At 67.7% G+C, this 19,654-nt stretch carries 14 protein-coding genes and 4 pseudogenes; 11 read left to right on the forward strand and 7 right to left on the reverse strand.

All coding sequences use genetic code 11. The features are described 5' to 3' along the window. Nucleotides 1-2,068: 2,068 nt before the first annotated feature. The gene (locus BN4332_RS17870) at nt 2,069-2,785 is read right to left on the reverse strand and encodes a GntR family transcriptional regulator (RefSeq protein ID WP_066900231.1); all 717 of its coding nucleotides are present in this window, start codon (nt 2,783-2,785) and stop codon (nt 2,069-2,071) included. A 176-nt stretch (nt 2,786-2,961) separates the two neighbouring features. Here BN4332_RS17870 and BN4332_RS17875 point away from each other — a divergent pair, with 176 nt between their 5' ends. The 4 genes from BN4332_RS17875 to BN4332_RS17890 are packed head-to-tail and all read left to right on the forward strand — an operon-like array spanning nt 2,962 to nt 7,330. Next, entirely contained in the window at nt 2,962-3,927 is a 966-nt protein-coding gene (locus tag BN4332_RS17875; protein ID WP_066900232.1) for a phosphate/phosphite/phosphonate ABC transporter substrate-binding protein, read from the forward strand. A gap of 6 nt (nt 3,928-3,933) precedes the next feature. Then, nucleotides 3,934-4,746 carry a phosphonate ABC transporter ATP-binding protein gene (phnC, locus tag BN4332_RS17880; RefSeq protein ID WP_066900234.1) on the forward strand — a complete coding sequence of 271 codons (813 nt, stop codon included), beginning with the start codon at nt 3,934-3,936 and terminating at the stop codon, nt 4,744-4,746. Further along, on the forward strand, nt 4,743-6,338 hold the full coding sequence (phnE, locus tag BN4332_RS17885) for a phosphonate ABC transporter, permease protein PhnE (RefSeq protein ID WP_066900236.1): 1,596 nt from the start codon (nt 4,743-4,745) through the stop codon (nt 6,336-6,338). Before phnC ends, phnE begins: the two co-directional genes overlap by 4 nt. Next, nucleotides 6,314-7,330 (forward strand): zinc-binding dehydrogenase, encoded by a 1,017-nt coding sequence (locus BN4332_RS17890; RefSeq protein ID WP_066900238.1) that lies wholly within the window; start codon nt 6,314-6,316, stop codon nt 7,328-7,330. Before phnE ends, BN4332_RS17890 begins: the two co-directional genes overlap by 25 nt. 81 nt (nt 7,331-7,411) lie before the next feature. Here BN4332_RS17890 and BN4332_RS35530 read toward each other — a convergent pair. Next, nucleotides 7,412-8,029: pseudogene (locus BN4332_RS35530) on the reverse strand (glycoside hydrolase family 16 protein); the annotation flags it as partial. Nucleotides 8,030-8,035: 6 nt separating this feature from the next. Further along, a pseudogene (locus BN4332_RS35535) lies at nt 8,036-9,064 on the reverse strand (Hsp70 family protein); the annotation flags it as partial. Between the two features lie 288 nt (nt 9,065-9,352). Between BN4332_RS35535 and BN4332_RS17900 the strand changes: the two are divergent. Both BN4332_RS17900 and BN4332_RS17905 read left to right on the forward strand, forming a co-directional pair. Then, nucleotides 9,353-10,855, forward strand: a complete 1,503-nt coding sequence (locus tag BN4332_RS17900; protein WP_066900240.1) for an FAD-dependent oxidoreductase — start codon at nt 9,353-9,355, stop codon at nt 10,853-10,855. Nucleotides 10,856-10,894: 39 nt separating this feature from the next. Then, nucleotides 10,895-11,353: a nuclear transport factor 2 family protein gene (locus BN4332_RS17905; RefSeq protein ID WP_096867106.1), complete on the forward strand. Its 459-nt coding sequence runs from the start codon at nt 10,895-10,897 to the stop codon at nt 11,351-11,353. Nucleotides 11,354-11,356: 3 nt separating this feature from the next. On the opposite strand, the gene BN4332_RS17910 is transcribed toward BN4332_RS17905, so the two are convergent. Then, complete coding sequence (locus BN4332_RS17910) at nt 11,357-12,010, reverse strand: L,D-transpeptidase family protein (RefSeq protein ID WP_066900243.1); 654 nt, start codon at nt 12,008-12,010, stop codon at nt 11,357-11,359. Between the two features lie 135 nt (nt 12,011-12,145). Here BN4332_RS17910 and BN4332_RS17915 point away from each other — a divergent pair. Next, nucleotides 12,146-13,243: pseudogene (locus BN4332_RS17915) on the forward strand (bifunctional phosphatase PAP2/diacylglycerol kinase family protein); the annotation flags it as partial. Here BN4332_RS17915 and BN4332_RS17920 read toward each other — a convergent pair. Continuing rightward, a complete protein-coding gene (locus BN4332_RS17920) occupies nt 13,203-13,874 on the reverse strand; it encodes a phosphatase PAP2 family protein (protein WP_074133102.1) in 672 nt (223 codons plus the stop codon). The pseudogene BN4332_RS17915 and the gene BN4332_RS17920 sit on opposite strands and share 41 nt — an antisense overlap. A gap of 58 nt (nt 13,875-13,932) precedes the next feature. Here BN4332_RS17920 and BN4332_RS17925 point away from each other — a divergent pair, with 58 nt between their 5' ends. From BN4332_RS17925 to stf0, 3 genes are all read left to right on the forward strand, one after another. Then, nucleotides 13,933-14,415, forward strand: a complete 483-nt coding sequence (locus tag BN4332_RS17925; RefSeq protein WP_066900247.1) for a hypothetical protein — start codon at nt 13,933-13,935, stop codon at nt 14,413-14,415. Between the two features lie 109 nt (nt 14,416-14,524). Further along, nucleotides 14,525-15,895 (forward strand): sulfatase family protein, encoded by a 1,371-nt coding sequence (locus BN4332_RS17930; protein ID WP_066900249.1) that lies wholly within the window; start codon nt 14,525-14,527, stop codon nt 15,893-15,895. Nucleotides 15,896-15,973: 78 nt separating this feature from the next. Beyond that, nucleotides 15,974-16,813, forward strand: coding sequence for a trehalose 2-sulfotransferase (gene stf0, locus BN4332_RS17935; protein ID WP_066900279.1), 840 nt, complete (start codon nt 15,974-15,976; stop codon nt 16,811-16,813). On the opposite strand, the gene BN4332_RS17940 is transcribed toward stf0, so the two are convergent. Together BN4332_RS17940 and BN4332_RS17945 are read right to left on the reverse strand one after the other, a co-directional pair. Next, on the reverse strand, nt 16,766-17,611 hold the full coding sequence (locus BN4332_RS17940; protein ID WP_066900251.1) for an alpha/beta fold hydrolase: 846 nt from the start codon (nt 17,609-17,611) through the stop codon (nt 16,766-16,768). The genes stf0 and BN4332_RS17940 overlap by 48 nt on opposite strands. Nucleotides 17,612-17,706: 95 nt before the next feature. Then, nucleotides 17,707-18,552 (reverse strand): annotated as a pseudogene (locus tag BN4332_RS17945) (metallophosphoesterase); the annotation flags it as partial. 220 nt (nt 18,553-18,772) lie between these two features. Here BN4332_RS17945 and BN4332_RS17950 point away from each other — a divergent pair. Then, nucleotides 18,773-19,651, forward strand: a complete 879-nt coding sequence (locus BN4332_RS17950) for an amidohydrolase family protein (RefSeq protein WP_066900253.1) — start codon at nt 18,773-18,775, stop codon at nt 19,649-19,651. The last annotated feature ends 3 nt before the right edge of the window (nt 19,652-19,654 follow it).

Below are 19,654 nucleotides of genomic sequence, written 5' to 3' on the forward strand. Positions count from 1 at the left end.
CACCGCCCGCGCCGCCGGCTCCACCGCTTCCGCCGGTCTTGCCATCGCTGGACGCACTGCCGGATTCCCCGGCACTGCCCGGGCGGCTGCCGCCGAATCCCGTGCCACCGGTGCCTCCCGTACCGCCGGAGCCTGCCGGTTTGGTGGTGGAGACACTGGCGGTGCNAGTGGTGAAAAAGAGACAGTGCCCCCCGCTGCCGTTCCCGACCCCGGCGCCGCCTGCGCCGCCGTTACCGAAGATGCCACCGGTGCCGCCGACACCACCGTTGAGATGATCGGCGGTACCTGCGCCGCCGGCTCCGCCATTGCCGATCAGGCCGACGCTGCCGCCGGACCCGCCACCGAAGCCGTTGCCGCCCTGGCCGAACAGCATTCCGCCCCGGCCGCCATCACAGCTGGAGGCGCAGTCGCCGTCCACCGTGCCGTAGCTGTAGCCCTTCCCGATCAGGAGCCCGGCGTTGGGATTCTCGGCGGTGCCGTCACCCACGAACATTCCGATCAGCCCACGGCCACCCATGTCGAGGCCGTCAAGATTCACCCCGGCCGGCTTGGCCGCCACACCGTTACTCACCGGCGCGGCCCCAGATTCCCCGCCACCAGACCGGCTGACCGAGTTGGCTTGTGCGCCCGTGGGGTTGGTAGTGCTGGCCCCGCCACCGATCAACCCACCCAATGCTCTACCGGCCGCATTGAACGCCGCTTCCGGCAAGCCCTGCAGCCCTGCCGCGATACCTGTTGGGATGGCGGCCAGCTCGTTGGGTGTGGGCCACCCGGTGGTCATCTGGGTGGCGAAGTCCTGCAACGCCGCCTGGACGGTGCCCCCGGTCATGATGTTCTCCGCGCCCGGCACCACCGAGACCGCGGCCAGCTGTTGAGGCAGGGTCTGCACGAGCAGACCCAGGAAGCCGCCGCCGGTGATGATCCCGGCGGCGGGCCCGGTCAGGCCCCCAACTCCGTTCACCCCGTTGAGAACTGCGTTGCTCACCGCGCCTGGCAGGTCGGCGAGCGCGGCGATCGTCCCCACCCAGTTACCGCTGGTGGCCGCGTCATAGCTTGCCTGCAAGTCGGCGCCGATGGCATCCGTAAGCGCGGGAATCGTGCCCTGCACCACCACTGCCCCGGCAGCAGTCGCGAAGTCGCCCGCGAGGTAGTTCGCCATGGCAGCGAGGCTGGTCGCGAGGTGCCGCGGAATCACCAGCGCCCCCTGCAACGGCAGCAGCACGTTGAGGAACGTGCCAAAGATCGCCGAGTTCACCCCATCCATGAATCCCTCGAAATCGCCGGCATCCAGCGCCGCGATCGCGGTCTGCATGATCTCGGGATACGTGGTCCCGAAATACGTCACGGCAGCCTTGGCCGCCGCCTGATACGCGCCGATATCGATTGCGGCGAACTCGATCACGTTGGCGGTCATCTGCCGCAACAGGGGTGCCGGCAAGGTCCACGCCGCCTGCCCCACTGTGGTCACGTTGTTGGCCGCATTGATCGCGGTGTTGAGCCACGTCTGCAATGGGAACGGCGCGGCCACCAACCCGACATCCGCCTCCACCACGGGGGCCCGCAGGTCATCCAGATTCGGATCGACGGGACTGACGGGACTCAAAGCCATCGCACCAGCACCGACAAGCGCGGTGGTGGCGGTGAGACATGAACGAACGGATACTTCCACTTGGACTTCCCTTCGAGATGACGCTGCAGATTGGTGAAGTTTCGTTCTGAACCGACACCGGCGTTAAGGCCGACGGGCGAAATGTAATGCGGCCGTCGCACCGACATGAGCATTTTTCTGAAACATGTTTCAGTGCCGAATTGTGGACTTACACATTCTTTTTCACCGAACAACCGGGATATGGAAGCGGCACATGCGATGGCGTGCTTCGTCGCAGTTCAAGCGATTGCACCAGTGCCGAACAAGATGGTTCTACGTTTGCCGCACCAGAATTATTTGAACATTACGACCCGTAGTCGCCGACACTTGAAAAGGGAGTCGACCGCCACCATACGGAAGCGGCCCTGCATTTTCGGCTAACCACTTGGTTGGGCTCAGGGGCAGCACCTGACGGGCGGCCTACGAGGCGGTCATCACCGCGGTGAACGTCATCCGATCGCCCCGGTACAGCGAACGCCGCTGTTCGATCGGAATTCCGTTCTGGTCGTAGGACACCCGATTGAGCAGAAACATCGGCGTGCGACTGTCGACGGTGAGAAGCGCCGATTCACGCGAGTCGGGCAGCGCGGTGTCGATGGTGTCGACGGTCCGCTCGAAGCGAATCCCGCGGCTGCGGATCTCGGCATACAGCGACTCGCGGTAGTCGAAGGCCTCCCGCAATCCCGGGTACCGCGCGGCCGGCAGCTTGGTGGTCTCCAGGCCGACCCGGATGCCGTCGGTGGTCAGCACGCGCTCGAGCTGCAGGATGGGCGCACCCACCTTGATGGCGAGCTGTCCGGCCAGGATCTCGTCGGCCACCAAGTCGCTCCAGCCGACCAGGATGCGTCCGCCGGTGCGGCCCTGCTCCTTGACCGCCTCGGTGTAGGACCCCATGGAAAGAGGCTGCAGAATCTTGGGCCGCGCAACGATGGTGGTCCGGCCACGACGTTCAATACGCCCGGCCAACAACAACTCCCGCAACGCCTGCCGGACCGTCTCGCGGGCGACGTCGAAGCGCTCGGCGATCTCCCGCTCCGCCGGGAATGGATCGCCGACCTCCAGATCGTCGAGCAATCGCTCCAGTTGCGCGCGGACAACCTGGTGCTTGAGAACCCGTGGTTCTGCACTCGCGGACACCCACCAACCGTAGCAAGTTTTGGTATAGACCAAGACTTGCCGTGTTGTTAACCTCGCGGCCAACTTCGATGCACCCGTTGGTATAGACCAACCCACAGGGTGTGGGGCAGAGCAGTTGCCCGCCACCGGCGTGCACGTCCGGCCAACCTCCCCGCCCCTGAAAGGTCCCGCGCACCATGATGTTTCGCACCTGTCGCCTTGCCGCCGTCGCAGCCGCCAGCGCCGCCCTCGTGTTGTCAGGCTGTTCAAGTTCCGACAATTCCGACGCCAAGACCGCCCAGGGCTTCCCCGAAACCCTGACCCTGGCCGCGATCCCGGCCGAGAACTCCACCGACCTCAAGGCCAGCTACGAGCCACTGATCAAGCTGTTGGAGAAGGAAACCGGCTCCAAGGTCGAGTTCGTCCAGGCCTCTGATTACGCCGGGGTGGTCGAGGGCATCATCGCCAACAACGTAGACCTGGCATTCTTCGGCCCGTTCGCCTACGTGGTCGCCGGGGTCAACGGCGCCAAGATCACCCCGGTCGGCGCGGTGATCCAGGAGCAGGGCGCCAAGCCCGGCTACCAGTCCTACGGCCTGGCCCGGGCGGACGAGGCGAACATCAACGGCCTCAAGGACTTCGCCGGCAAGAAGGTGTGCTTCGTGGACCCGGGTTCGACGTCGGGCTTCCTCTATCCGACCGCCGGGCTGATCGAGGCCGGGGTGATCAAGTCGGGCTCCGAGGGCGATCTGTCCGCGGCGATGTCGCCGATCTACGCCGGCGGGCATGACTCCTCCGCGCTGGCCATCGCCAACGGCGACTGCGACGCCGGCTTCGCGTTCGACACCATGGTCGACAAGACCATGATCGCCAAGGGTGATCTCAAGCCCGGCCAGCTCAAGACCGTGTGGAAGTCGGAGATGATCGCCGGTTCGGTGTTCGCCGCCAACGACGCGCTGGGCAGCGAGGCCGTCGGCAAGCTCAAGACCCTGTTCGCCGACAAGGTCAACGTCACCAACCTCGAGGCCGAGGGCTTCTGCGAGGGCGACGCCTGCCGGATCACCGACGAACGCGCCTGGGGCTTCGTCCCGGTCGAGGATTCGGACTACAGCGGCGTCCGCCACGTCTGCGACGTCACCGGCTCCGAGAAGTGCAAGGGCTGAAAACCCATGACCACCACCGGCCCCCACCATCCCGTCGCGGGCGACGATCTCGTCGTCATCGCCCGCGACGTCACCAAACGCTTCGGTGACACCCTGGCCCTGGACCGGGTCAGTCTCGATGTCCGGCGCAGCGAGATGCTGGTGCTGCTCGGCCTGTCCGGGTCGGGCAAGTCCACGCTGCTGCGCTGCCTCAACGGCCTGCACCCGGTCACCTCGGGCAGTGTCGAGGTCGGCGGCACCCACGTCGACACCGCCTCGGCCAAACAGCTTCGCGCCCTGCGCCGCAACGTAGGGTTCGTGTTTCAGCACTTCAATCTGGTCGGCCGGCTGAGCTGCCTGGAGAACGTCCTCATCGGCGGCCTCGGCCAGCTGCGGCTCCCCCGCTACGGTGCGCTGACCTACCCGAAGGCGATGCGGGCCGAGGCCCTCGGCTATCTGGACCGCGTCGGTCTGGCCGACTACGCCGACCGGCGCGCCGATACCCTGTCCGGCGGCCAGCAGCAGCGGGTCGCGATTGCCCGCACCCTGATGCAGAAGCCCGGCCTGCTGCTGGCCGACGAGCCCGTCGCCTCGCTGGATCCCGAAAACGCCGGTGTGGTCATGGATCTGCTGTTCCGGGTGTGCATCGAGGAGAAGCTGACGGTGGTGTGCACGCTGCACCAGGTCGACCTCGCGCTGGGCTGGGCGCATCGCCTGGTCGGTCTGCGCAACGGGGAGAAGATCCTGGACCGCCCCGCGGTCGGGATGACCCGCGACGATGTCATGGAGATCTACCAGCGCGTCGACCCCGCAGCCCAATCGGCGGCCCGTCCGTCGTGAGCACCGACCTCACCGAGCGTCCGGCCCCGTCCGCACCGCCCGCCCCCCAGCGACGGCCGCTGCCCGGTCTCCTGCCCCTGATCTCGGTCGCCGCCGTGGTGGCCACCATCGTCGCGGCCTGGTCGATCGACTTCGCCCCGGCCACCCTGCTGAACGGGTTCGACGAGGTCGTCGCGCTGCTGGAGCGGATGATCCCGCCGCGGCTGGACGATCCGGGCCGCATCGGCGGACTGGCGGTCGAGACCCTCTTGATGGCCGTGCTGGGGACCGTGCTCGCCGCCCTCGCCTCGGTGCCGCTGGCGTTCATGGCCGCCCGCAACACCACACCGCACCCGGCCGTGCATGCGGTGGCCCGCGCGATCATCACGTTCTGCCGGGCCATGCCGGATCTGCTGTTCGCGGTGCTGCTGGTCCGTGCACTCGGGATCGGCGTGCTCCCAGGCATTCTCGCGCTCGCACTGCACTCGATCGGCATGCTCGGCAAGTTGTTCGCCGATGCCATCGAGCAGACCGATGCCGGACCGCGGGAGGCGGTGCGCAGCACCGGCGTCGGCTACTTCCGTGAAATGCTCAACGCCGTCGTCCCCCAGGTGGTCCCGTCCTGGATCGCCACGTTCATCTACCGCATCGACATCAACCTGCGCATGTCGGTGGTGCTCGGCTTCGTCGGCGCCGGCGGCATCGGCTTCGCGTTGCAGGATGCGTTGCGCGGCTTGATCTATCCGCGTGCCCTCGGCATCGCCTGCGTCATCCTGGCCATCATCGCCGCGATGGAACTGCTGTCGATCGTGATCCGGCGGACGCTGCTGGATTCCGCGCAGTCGAACCCGACGCTTGAGCGCGCGGCCCGGTTCGTCTTCGGCGGCGCGCTGGCCGCGGTGTGCCTGGCCGCGTTGGTGGTGCTCAAGATCAGCCCACTGGCCCTGTTCACCTGGGTGGGACCGGCCATCGAGGTGTTCGCCCGGATGATCCCGCCCAACTTTTCGGCCCTCGGTAGTGAATTGTTCGCCGCCGCAGGACAAACCGTGGCGATCGGTGTGGTGTCGACCGCCATCGGCGTGGTGCTGTCGATCCCGGTCGGCATCCTGGCGGCCCGCAACATCACCCCGCATCCGGTGGTCTACTGGCTGGCCCGCAGCTGGATCCTGGTGGTGCGCGCGGTCCCCGAGCTGATTCTCGCCGTGGTGTTCGTCGCGGCCCTGGGCCTGGGTCCCATCGCCGGTACCTGCGCGCTGGCCATCGGATCGATCGGGTTCCTGGCCAAACTGGTCGCCGACGCGGTCGAGGAGATCGACCCCGGTCCGATGGAGGCGGTGCGTTCGGTCGGTGGCGGATGGTGGAAGACGTTGTTCTCCGCGGTGATTCCGCAGGCCATGCCCGCGATGGTCGGTTCCAGCCTCTACCTGTTCGACGTGAACGTGCGGACCTCGACGATCCTGGGCATCGTCGGCGCGGGAGGGGTGGGCTACCTGCTCTTCGAGTCGATCCGGACGTTGAACTTCGACGTCGCGGGAGCGATCGTCATCGTCATCTTCGTCATCGTCTACGCCATCGAAAGGTTGTCCGGATGGATTCGGTCCCGCCTCGTGTGACGGCGGCCGCGGTGTGGACCGGCGGCGCCGATATCGACCTGCGCACGGTGCAGATTCCCGAGCTCGACGCCGGTGAGGTCCTGGTCCGGGTACGGTTCGCCACGGTGTGCGGCAGCGACCTGCACACCGTCTCAGGCCGGCGGCCCGCCGCCTGCCCGTCGGTGCTCGGCCACGAGGCGGTCGGTGAGGTCGTCGGCGTCGGTCCGGGCGCCGAAGTCATGGTGGGACAACGGGTCATCTGGTCGGTGACGGTGGCGTGCGGCACCTGTACGCGCTGCCGCGCCGGCCGCAGCGCCAAATGTCTGTCGGTGCGCAAGGTGGGCCACGAGGCGTTCGACGGGGACTGGCCGCTGTCGGGTTCCTATGCGGCACACGTGGTTCTGCCCGGGGGAACGACGATCGCCGTGGTCCCCGACACGTTGCCCGATGCCGTCGCCGCACCGGCCGCGTGTGCGACGGCGACGGTGATGGCCACGCTGGAGGCAGCGGTCGAACTGGCCGGGCGCCGGGTGCTCATCGGCGGGGCGGGCATGCTCGGGCTCACCGCGGTCGCCGCGTGTGCCGAGGCTGGAGCCGACGTTCAGGTGGTCGACCGCAATGACGACCGGATGGCGTTGGCGTCGCGTTTCGGTGGCCGGGCCGGCGACGGCGCACCTGTCGATGTGGCAATCGACTACACCGGATCGTCGGAGGCCGTCGCGGATGCCTTGGGCCGTCTCGATATCGGCGGCACCCTGGTGCTGGCCGGGTCGGTCACGCCTGGGCCGCCGGTGGCGGTCGATCCGGAAACCGTTGTGCGGCACTGGTTGACGATCACCGGTGTGCACAATTACGAGCCGCGGCACCTGCACCGGGCGGTGGAGTTTCTGGACCGCACCCGCGGGCGCTTTCCGTGGGAGTCGCTCGTCGCTTCCCCGGTGCCGCTCGCGCAGATCGCGTCGGCGTTGCGCCCGCCGCCGCCCGGCAAGCTGCGGACGGCAGTTGCCCCCTGAAACAACGAAACTACGGGTATTGGCGTGAAATCACTGAAAGCTCGCCAAAACCCGTAGTTTCGCGGAAAGCCGGGAAGAGAATCAGCCCTGGAAGACGCGGATCCAGTCGACCAGCATCTCGGCCGGGTAGTTGCCGCCGCTCGGATCGCGGCCGCCCGAGCCACCGACGGCGATGTTGAACACCGGCACCATGGTGTAGCCGGGATCGTTGAAAGGCCAGTCCTGCAACGAGTTCGCCGGGACCTCGAAGAAGGGCTCCATGCCGGGGGCATAGTCCTTCCAGAAGTACATGCCCTGCGGTGTCCACGACATCCGCCAGGTGTGCCAGGCGCTGTCGATGGGATGCGGATTGGTGGCGAACGATTCACCGTCCAGCCGAGCGTGCACCGTGGTGCCCGACGGCCAATCCCGGTTGCCGTACCACTCCACCAGGTCGACCTCGCCGCCGCGGACCGGATCGTCGTTGAGCAACCAGAACGCCGGCCAGGCACCGTCGGTCAGGCAGTTGAGCTTGACCCGGGCCTCCCACGTGGTGCCGATGCCGCCACGCCAGTTGCCGACCACCTTGGCGCTGGCGTACTTCTCCTGCACGGTGGTGCCCGGCCCGCGCGTCGCGCGGATCACCAGATTGCCCTTGCCGTCCTGGAAGGCGTGTTCGGCATCGGTGACGTAGCGCCCCATGTTGAACGGCTTGTCCCATTCNTGCGCGTCGGCATCGGCGAGATACGCGGCCGACAGCGCGGCACCGATCGCGGCGTCCAGCGCCGGCTGGGGCGTGGTCACCACCGCGGCCCGCGAATGCTCCGAAAGTTTCTGGGTGACAAGCGGAATGCTGGCACCGCCACCGATGGTCACCACCGCCGAGATCGCCGGCCAGCCGATCGCGTTGCGCTCCAACGATTTTTCCAACGCATCCAATGCGCCCGCGAGCGGTGTCTGCATCAGCGATTCGAGTTCGGTGCGGGTCACCCGCACGGTGGCGGAATACCCGGGCAGTTCCACCACCAGATCGGTGGCGGTCTCCGCCGACAACCGTTCCTTGGCCTGACGGCATTCCTCGCGCAGCCGGGCCAGGGACCCGACCGCCGCGGTACCGGCCGGGTCGATCCCACCGGCCTGGGCGACGCCGTCGAGCACGTGTGTCAGCAGCGCCTGGTCGATCTGGTCTCCGGAGAAATCCGGGTAACGGGTGGTCTCGTCGATCGGGTCGAACCCTGATGCGGCATCGGCGAGCGTGATGCTCGTTCCGCCGCCACCGAAGTCCAGCAGCGCCACCACACCGTTGGCCGGCAGGCCGGGGTTGGCGCGCAGCGCCGCGAGGGATGCCACCGCATCGGGGACGAGCCGGGCCGGCATCCCGTCGCGGGACAGGCTCGGGTTGGTGCGCAACGCGTTGCGCAGGGCGCGCAAGGTCGGCGCGCCCCAGTGCGCGGGCACGGCGATGGCCAGTTGGTCGGACGGCCCACCGGCCAGCTCCACCATTGCGTCGAGGGCCTCGACCAGCAGCGTGTCGGCGGCATAGGACGCACCGTCGGGCGCCACCAGCGGCACCGGATCTCCGACCCGCTCGACAAACCCGCTCAGCGTGACACCGGGACCGGATACGGGCACGCCGACCTGCGGCGTCCGGTCGGTCGACAAGGTCAACACCGAACGCCGGCTGACAGGTTGATTGCCGACACGCGCCGCAACCAAGTTGGTGGTCCCGATCGACAACCCCAACGGGCCGCTCATAACGCCGCCACGATAGCCGCCCCACCGCGCCGGAGCAGCCCCGACACTCCGCTGCGGGCAGGTCAAGCGCGTTCCGGCGGCGTCGCTTTGACGTCGTCAGCAACGCTCACGTGGCACACAGCAACATCGGTGGTTACCGCAGATGATCGTCAATTAGATGACACGGCAACCATTTCACGCTGTCACGCAGGCCGAATATCCCGCTTCCCAAAGCTGTTTCCCGTCAACGCTTCTACGGCCGCCCCGACGCGGCGTTTGATTCCCCAGTTCAGGGGTACAGCCACCACCATGACGTCGCTATGGCTCGCCGACCGCCCAGACCGCCCGATCGCGCCCACGCTCGCCGAATCGGACCGCAACGCCGACGTCGTCGTGGTCGGTGCCGGGATCACCGGCCTGGTCACCGCCGTACTGCTGGCGCGGGCCGGGAAGGACGTCCTGGTGCTGGAGGCACGCACCGCCGGGGCGGGCACCACCGGCAACACCACCGCGAAGATCAGCCTGCTGCAGGGCACCAGGCTGACCGACATCGTGGCCAAGCATTCACCGAAAGTGGCCAAGCAGTACGTACAGGGAAATCTCGAAGGCCAACAGTGGTTGATCGATTACTGCGAAACCCGCGGCATCGACGTGCAGCGCGAGCACGCCTACACCTATGCGCAGACGTTGGAGGGGCTCGGGCCCGTCGAGGCCGAGTTGAGCGCCTGCCGAACCGCCGGGCTCGATGTGGACTGGGTCGACGAGGCCGACGTACCGTTCCCGTTCCACGGTGGCGTGCGGTTGGCCGATCAAGCCCAGTTCGATCCGATGCCGTTGCTGGACAGCCTGATCGACGAACTCGAGGAGCGTGGCGGGCGCTTGGCCGAAGGCACCAGGGTGCACCGGGTCAGCCACGACGGGCCGGGCCTTCGACTGCGGGTGCGCACGCATGCCGGCGCCGAGCTCGACGTTGTCGCCGATCAGTGCGTACTGGCCACCGGTACCCCGATCCTGGACCGCGGCGGATTCTTCGCCCGCCTGACCCCACATCGTTCCTACTGCATGGCATTCCGGGTGCCGGGCAACATCACCCGAGGGATGTACATCTCGGCTGACTCACCCACCCGGTCAACTCGTACGGCTCCGACTGCCGACGGGGAACAGTTGATCGTCGGCGGGGCCGGGCATCCGGTGGGACGCCGCAGCGACGCCGCCGCGGCGGTCGAGGAGCTGGCCACCTGGGCCAAGTTCCACTGGCCGGGCGCCGTGCAGACGCACTACTGGTCGGCGCAGGACTACGAGCCGGTCGGTGCGCTGCCCTACGTCGGCCCGATCCTGCCGGGCCACGACAAGATCTCGGTGGCAACGGGTTTCGACAAGTGGGGCATGACCAACGGCGTCGCCGCGGCGCTGGCACTGGCCGCCCGCATCCTGGGTGGCCGGATGGATTGGGCCGCGGCCTACGCGAGCTGGAGCCCGCACGAACTGTCCGGGATCCCCACCGCGGTGCAGGCCAACCTGACCGTCGGGTTCAACCTGGCCAAGGGCTGGATCGCGCCGATGACCCGCATCGGCACCGCCGCCGTCGAGGACTGCGGCGTGGTGAGTGGTCCCCCGTGGCACCTGGAGGCGCACAGCGTCGTCGACGGCATCGCCCGCACCGTGTCCCCGGTGTGTCCGCACCTGGGGGGCATCGTCAATTGGAACGACGCCGACAAGTCCTGGGAGTGCCCGCTGCACGGCTCGCGTTTCGCGCCGGACGGCACCCTGCTGGAGGGGCCGGCCACCCGCGACCTCACCCGTTCCGGATAAGCCGTGACCCGCTGCGGCGGGTGTGCTCAAATGTCGGGCATGGGTGACATCGACGACATCAAGCAAGTCAAGTACCGGTACCTGCGCGCCCTGGACACCAAGCACTGGGACGAGTTCGCCGACACCCTCACCGAGGACGTCGTGGGCGACTACGGGCAGTCCATGGGCCAGACTCTGCACTTCACCGAGCGGGGCGCGTTGGTGGAGTACATGAGGAGCTCGCTGGGGCCGGAGGTGATCACCGAGCATCGCGTCGCGCACCCGGAGATCGTGGTCAACGGCGACGAGGCCACCGGCACCTGGTACCTGCAGGACCGGGTGATCGTCGCCAGCATCAACTTCATGCTGTTCGGCTCGGCGTTCTACCACGACACCTACCGGCGGACGGCCGACGGCTGGAAGATCAGCAGCACCGGTTATGACCGCACCTACGACGCCACCGTGTCGCTGGAAGGGCTCAACTTCAAGCTGGAACCCGGTACCGCGCTCAATATTTGACGGTTACTTCGCGACGGCGATCAACGCTCCCGGGCGTAGCCACTGCATGATCTTCACCAACGTGGCGTCCTCGATCGCCACGCAGCCGGCGGTGGGCCCGCCATCGGTGGTGTGCACGAAGAAGGCGCCGCCGTTGCCGGGCACCCTGGCCTTGTTGACGCCCATCACCACGGCATGTTTGTACTGCGGGATCTGCAGATTCTCCGTGCCGCTGCTCGGGTCGGTGTTGAACGGGCACTGCGCCTTCTTGCACACCTGCATGGTGTTGTAGGTCGGGCTCTTCATGTCCCCGTCCCACCAATGGTCGGGGCCCACCTGGACATAGGGCAGGCCGCCGCCCGGGTTGGGTGCGGTGCCGAAGGCGAAGTCGAGCGTGAACACGCCCATGGGGGTCTTCATCTGCCCGTCGTGGGTCTGCGGGGCCATGCCGTTGGAGCCGATATTGGCCGGGATCCCGGCACCGATCGGCTGCCATCCGGCCGGGCCTCGTTGCCAGACGTCCATCTTGGCCTTCGAACCGCCCACGCCGACAACGGAAATCACCTGCGTGGCATTGCCGACGGAACGCGCGAACCAGGGTGGATCGACGGCTGCGGCCGTGGGTGCGCACGCCAATGCCAGCACCCCGGCACACAGCATGGCGAACAGTCGGCGCATCCGTCCATGGTCGACGCCGCGGCTATACCCCCGATAAAGGTTCGGACACGATCAGATGGCGGCAGATACCTTGGCCACATGGACGTGCGAAGAATCGGCAAAGGCTTGGGCACGCTGGACCGCGAGGTCTTCGNCGCCGCGTTCGCCGTGGGTGTCGGCCTGGAATCCCCGCCGGCCGGACTGCCGTTGGCCCTGCTGGCCGGGCTGGTCGGACTGTCCCGGGTGGCCACCGGTGCGCACTATCCCGGCGACGTGTTCGCCGGTTTCGGCATCGGGGCCGCGATCGCGATCCTCGGCTCCCGCGTCGTGCCCACCATCCCCACCGCCACCCTGCCCACGTCGGACCCACTGCGGTTCACCACCAAACCCCGGCCCGACGGCAGCGGGGTGACGCTGGTGATCAACCCGGCCTCGGGTGACGGGACGGGCGCGCGGATCATCGACGACGTGCGAAAAGCCTTGCCCGGAACCAAGATTGTCGAGCTCGGCGATGGCGATGATCTTGCGGCCGCGTTACGCGAGGCCGCCGCGAGTACCGAGGTGCTCGCGGTCGGCGGCGGAGACGGCTCGGTGGCGGCTGCGGCGGGCATCGCCGTCGAGACCGGGATCCCGCTTGCGGTGTTCCCCGGCGGCACGTTCAACCACTTCGCCAAGGACATCGGCTGCGACTCGGTGGCGGCGACGGTCAAGGCGATCTCCGAGGGCACCGCGGCATACGTCGACCTGGTGTGCCTCAACGAGGAACACATGGTGATCAACACCGCGAGCATCGGCGCCTACCCCAGGTACGTGCGCATGCGCGAGAAACTCGAGCACCGCATGGGCAAGCGCCTGGCCGGGATGTGCTCGCTCTATCTGACCCTGCGCCGGGACGCCCCGGTGCGAATCAGCTATGACGACAAGACACTTCAGACCTCATTGTTCTTCCTGGGCAACTCGACGTACTTTCCGTCGGGCTTCGCGCCGTCGCAGCGGCCCCGCCTCGACGACGGCCTGATCGACGTGCGGATCCTGGAGACCGGGCGCCGGTTCAGCCGGCTGCGCATCGCCGTGTCGGTGGCACTGGGCCGGCTCGAACGCAGCCCGCTGTATCACGAGTTGCGGGTACCCGAGTTCCGGTTCGTCTCGGTCGACGGGCCCACCGCCCTGGCCCATGACGGCGAGGTCGGTGAGTCGCTCAGCGAAGCGAGTTTCAGTGTGCGGTACCGGGCGCTGCCGGTATTTCGTCGGTTGACGTGGCCCTCGGATACGGCGGGAACGTCAGGAACACCGCCACGAACCACGCGTAGCCCAACGCCCAGCCGGCCACCACGTCTGAGGGATGGTGGACGTTGAGCACCACCCGTCCCACGCCGATCGCGACGATCAGCAGCACACCGGCCGCCAGCCACCATCCCCGCTGAGCGGGGCGCAGCCTCGGCCACGCCAGGGCCAGCAGGGCCAGCACCGCCACCATCACTCCCAGTGCGTGCCCGGACGGGAACGAGGTGGACAACGCGTAGACCAGTGCGGTGGACGGCCGCGGTCGGTCCGCGATGGCCTTGGCCACCTCGGTGGTGACCGCGCTGAGTTCGATGGTCAACACCAGGAACAGGGCGATGCGCCGCTGGCGGCGCACCAGCGCGACCACGATCATCACCAATGCCAGCAACCGGAACGCAAAGGGGCCCAGGACCGCGCAGAACACGCTCCAGCCCGTCACCCAGCCCTGGTGCGTCGAGCCGTACCGGTAGGGCCCGGCCAACCCGGCGGCGTCGATCTCGGCCAGCCAGGGCCAGTGCGTCGCGTATCCGATCCACAGCGCGGCATACACCGCGACGGCCGGCACCGCGGTAACGATCAGCCATCTGTCGCGGGTTCCCACCAGATGATTTCTACCAGCTCCAACGTTTTTGCCATGTTTGCGCGCTACCGTCGAAGTCATGGCCCTGTTCCTGCGAAAGCTGATGCGCATCGGTGGCTTGCCGGACGATCTACGGGCGGAAGCCGAAGCCGAAGGCATCCTGTTTCTCGCCGAGTACGTCCCGGTGACCAGGCGCTTCACCGGCTCGATCCCGGGTAAGCGGTCCGCGGGCAGTGTCGCGAGCTACGCCGGTTCGGTGGTGCTGACGAACCACCGCGCGCTGGCCACCATGTCCACGCTGCCCAAGCTTGCCGGTCGCAGCATCGACCAGCCCTGGTCGGCGCCACAGCTCGGCGCGGTACATGCCGAGTTCACGGCGGACGGTCTCACGCTGGAGGCCGACGTGGCCGAGATCGACGAGCGCTGCCGCGGTCAGCTGTCGCTGCACTACAAGACCGCGATACCCGAGGACGTTCTGGCGCAACTGCCCACCCGATCGTTGGCGTTCGACGTGGGCCCGGAGTACGTGTTCCGCGCCGTGGGAGTGCCGTACCACCCATAGAGCAAACCCAGCCGCCACCACTGGGCCGGCTGCTGCTCACGATGAGCCAAAGGGTTGCCACCGGAGGGCGCAGGCTGTTCGGTCGGGCAGTGGACGGAAAGGATGTGACGTGACGGAGCCGCAACGGCAGAACGTGCTGATCGTGCACTGGCATGATCTCGGGCGCTATCTGGGGGTGTACGGCCACTCGGACGTGGCCAGCCCGAACCTCGACCAGCTCGCCGCCGACGGGATCCTGTTCACCCGCGCGCACGCGACCGCGCCGTTGTGCTCGCCGTCGCGCGGGTCGCTGTTCACCGGCCGGTACCCGCAGAGCAACGGTCTGGTGGGCCTGGCCCACCACGGTTGGGAGTACCGCGCGGGAGTACGCACCCTCCCCCACATTCTGGCTGAATCAGGTTGGTACACCGCGCTGTTCGGTATGCAACACGAGACGTCCTACCCGGCGGGTCTTGGCTACGACGAATTCGACGTGTCGAATTCGTTCTGCGAGTACGTCGTCGAGCAGGCCACCGCCTGGCTGGCCGATCCGCCGCGCCTGCCGTTCCTGTTGACGGCCGGGTTCTTCGAGACGCACCGGCCGTATCCGCGTGACCGGTACGAACCGGCCGCCGCCGACGAGGTCGCCGTGCCCGACTATCTGCCCGATACCGGTGATGTGCGTGAGGATCTCGCCGAGTTCTACGGGTCGATCGCGGTGGCCGACGCCAAGGTCGGCGAGCTGCTCGACACCCTGGAGCAGACCGGCCTCGACCGGACCACCTGGGTGGTTTTCCTGACCGATCACGGACCGGCGTTGCCGCGTGCCAAGTCGACGCTGTACGACGCGGGGACCGGGATCGCGTTGATCGTGCGCCCGCCGCGAGGTGCCGGCATACCGCCGCGCCGCTACGACGAACTCTTCAGCGGCGTCGATCTCCTGCCCACCCTGTTGGAGTTGCTCGGCGTCGAGATCCCCGGCGACATCGAGGGACTGTCACACGCCAGCAACCTCTCGGCAACCGTCGGAGAAACGGATCAGATCCGGTCCGAGGTGTACACCACGAAGACCTATCACGATTCTTTCGATCCGATTCGCGCCATTCGGACAAAGGAATACAGCTATATCGAGAATTACGCGGCGCGACCATTGTTGGATCTGCCGTGGGACATCGCCGACAGCCCACCCGGGCGGGCCGTCGGCGACCGGGTCCGCGCGCCGCGCCCGAGCCGGGAGCTCTATGACCTCGTCACCGACCCTACGGAGCGCAACAACCTGCTCGGACCCGATGCCACGGACAAGGACGAGGCCATCGCCAACGACCTGGCAATGACCCTGAACGACTGGCGCCAGAAGACCCTCGACGTCATTCCTTCCGAATTTGCCGGCACCCGGATATCAGAGCGCTACACAGAGACCTATCTGAGCATTCACGGGCGCCCCGCCACCAGCCGGTCCGCGATCGCCACCGACCGCGGAATCACCGATTTGCACCAATAGATTTCATCACGGTGCGCGAAAACTATTGACTCTTGTTCGAGTAGGCGCCGCAAACCAATGACCGTTACAGTCTCGGCCATGCCAGATCATCCGACCGCCTACCTGGTGCTCGCGTCCCAGCGCAGCGGCAGCACCCTGCTGGTGGAATCCCTGCGCGCCACCGGGATGGCCGGTGAGCCCCAGGAGTTCTTCCAGTACCTGCCGACGACCAGCATGTCGCCGCAGCCGCGGGAATGGTTCGCCGGCGTCGAGGACGAGTCGATCCTTCGTCTGCTCGACCCGCTGGTGGAGGGCAAACCGGATCTGGCACCGGCGGAGATCTGGCGCGACTACATTCGCACGGTCGGCCGCACCCCCAACGGGGTGTGGGGCGGGAAGCTGATGTGGAACCAGACGCCGCTGCTGTTGGACCGCGCCGCGGGCCTGCCGGAGCGGTCCGGGCCCGGCCTGCTCGCCGCGATCCGAGATGTCACCGGCACCGACCCGGTGCTGATCCACGTGTACCGGCCAGATGTTGTGTCACAAGCGGTTTCGTTCTGGCGGGCGGTTCAGACCAGGGTCTGGCGCGGGCGCGCCGATCCGGTGCGCGACGCGCGGGCCGAGTACCACGCCGGGGCGATCGCCCATGTGATCCAGATTCTGCAGGCCCAGGAGGAGGGTTGGCGAGCCTGGTTCGCCGAGGAGAACATCTCTCCCATCGACGTGTCCTACCCGTATCTGTGGCGCAACCTCACGACCGTGGTGGCCACGGTGCTGGAGGCGCTGGGGCTGGACCCGCGGCTGGCGCCGGCGCCGGTCCTGGAACGCCAGGCCGATCAGCGTTCCGACGAATGGGTGGACCGCTACCGCCGCGACGCCGAGGAACAGGGCCTACCCACGAGTGATTTCGGTGCATCCAGCGGCGGTGGGCGCCGGTGATTGCGCCGAAATCGCGTCGATCACACGGTCGGCGTGGGTGAGGTACAACCCATGCGCGGCGCCGGGGATCTCGATGAGCTCCGCGTGCGGCAGCAGGGCGGCCGCACGGCGTCCGGTCAGGTCGATGGGTGTCGACACATCGGCATCGCCGTGCAGGATCAGCACCGGGAGTTGGAGTTCGGCGAGCTCGGCCCGGTAGTCGGTGTGGGCCCCGATCCGCTGGGTGGCGAGCAGGGTCTCGACGGGGAGGAGCACCGGCTGCTCCACGGTCCACTCGACCACCTCGGGTGACACCGCATGGTCGCCGAAGAACGGTGCCGCGTTGTCGATACACCATTGCCGCACATCGCGTTCCAAGACGGCCAGCATGCCGTCGATGATGGCCTCATCGACCCCGTCGGGATTGTCCGGCGTCTTGACCAGCAGCGGCAGCTGAGGCGCCACGAGCACCGCACGGCCGACCCGGCCGGAGCCGTGCCGGCTGAGATACCGTACGATCTCGCCGCATCCCAGGGAGTGCCCCACCAACGTCACCTCGGTGAGATCCAGGTGATCGAGCAGGGCGGCCAGATCATCGGCCAGCAGATCCACCGTCCACTCGCCGTCATGAGCGCCGGAGCGCCCGTGGCCACGCCGGTCGTAGGTGACGCAGCGAAAACCGTTGTCCGCCAGGCGGGTGACGATCTGGGCCCACTGGCCGGAGTTGAGGCCCCACGAGTGGGTGAAGACCAGGACCGGACCGGTCCCGGTGTCGGTGTAGTGGATCGCGGTGCGGTCGGCGGTCTCTAACGTGGACATGGCTCAATGGTCACCGAGGCCGATCCGAAAATCGATTACGTCGCAGGTAATGCTCACCGCGCGAGGCCGATTGGGCTGGGCCGGGTGCCGGCCGGTCACCCCGCCCGAAGCGTCAGAAGGGTGATCTCACTGGGGGCGAACACCCGGAACGGCGGACCCCAGAACCCGGTGCCGCGGCTGGTGTAGAGCTGGGTCCGGTCACCGTGCCGGCTCAGCCCGTGCACGGACGGCTGGTCGAGCCGGACCAGGAAGTTGAACGGCCAGATCTGACCGCCGTGGGTGTGCCCGGAGATCTGCAGATCCACCCCGGCGGCCACCGCCTGCGGGACCTGTTTCGGCTGGTGTGCCAGCAGCAGCACCGGCAGCCCGGGATCTGTCCCCGACAGGGCGGAGTCGAGATCCTCGCCGTGACCGCGCACCCCGGATGACCCGGCGGTGGCGTCGTCCACACCGGCGACGACCAGCCGGTCGCCGGCCCGCTCGACGATGATGTGCCGGTTGTGCAGGACGTCCCACCCGATGCTCTCCATGTAGTCGAGCCAGCCCTGCGCCTCGCCGAAGTACTCGTGGTTGCCGGTCACGTACACCCGTGCCGAGGCGGCGCGCACCGCGCCGAGCGGAGCCGCCTGCTCGCGGCGAGCGGCGACGGGCCCGTCGGCGATGTCGCCGACATGGCACACCACGTCGGCTTCGAGCTCGTTCACCCGGGCCACCATTGCCGCTGACCACCTCGACCGCTCCAGCGGCCCGTAGTGGGTGTCGGTGATCATCGCGACGCGCAGCCCGTCCAAACCAGGGCCGAGCCGAGGGATCCGGACCACGACCTGTTTCACCCGAGGCACCCGCATCGCCTCGAAGAACCCCCAGCCGAGCAGGACCACGGACACCGCGATGACGGCGAGGGCCACCAGCCGTGAGCGCACCGGGTCAGCCACTCCGCCGNCCACCGTTGCGCCGGGCCAGCGCCGGGCCAGCGTCTCCGTCAAGTTCCCTGGCCCGCAGCCCAGATCGACCACCCGGCGCGGCGCCTCCGCGGCGACCCGCGACAGCAGCTCGTAGAACGGGCGCCCGCGATGGTCGGCGAAGGCCAGATAGGTATCCGGATTCCACATGACCCTGATCATGCCCGGCTCTCGCGTGGATCGATATCGTCGGACAACGATGGACGAAGCGAAAAAGGTGCGGACGATCTGGACGGAGCTGGGCCTGCCCGGCATCGTCGACGTGCACACGCACTTCATGCCCAAGAACGTGATGGACAAGGTCTGGCAGTACTTCGACAGCCAGGGTCCGTTGATCGGCCGGGAATGGCCGATCACCTACCGCGCCGACGAGGCCCAACGAGTCGCCACGCTGCGGGAGTTCGGCATCCGGAAGTTCTCCTCGCTGGTCTACCCGCACAAGCCGGACATGGCCGCGTGGCTCAACCAATGGGCCAGGGGCTTCGCCCGGGATACCCCGGACTGCCTGGCCACCGCCACCTTCTATCCCGAGCCCGAGGCCGCCGGCTACGTCGAAGAGGCGATCACCGCAGGCACCCAGGTGTTCAAGGCGCACATCCAGGTGGGCGACTACGACCCGAACAATCCCCTGCTCGACGAGGTCTGGGGGCTGATCGAGGACGCCGGCATCCCGGTCGTGATCCACTGCGGGTCCGGCCCGGCGCCGGGGAAGTTCACCGGCCCGGACCCGATCGAGCGCCTGTTGGCCCGCCACCCACGTCTGGCGCTCGTCGTCGCCCACATGGGGATGCCCGAATACTCCGCATTCCTCGGTCTCGCCGAGCGCTACGAACACGTCCGCCTCGACACCACGATGGCGTTCACGCCGTTCGTCGAGGCCACGATGCCGTTTCCCCACTCGGAGTCAGCCCGGTTGATCGCTCTGGGTGAGCACATCCTGTTCGGCAGCGACTTCCCGAACATCCCGTACGGGTACGCCGAGGCCGTGCACCACCTGATCGACCTGCCCGGCGTCGACGACACCTGGCGCCGCAATGTCCTGCACGACAACGCCGCCAAGTTGTTCGGGCTGAGCTGACCC

The organism is Mycolicibacterium houstonense (assembly GCF_900078665.2).
In the GTDB taxonomy this organism is placed as follows: Bacteria; Actinomycetota; Actinomycetes; order Mycobacteriales; family Mycobacteriaceae; genus Mycobacterium; species Mycobacterium houstonense.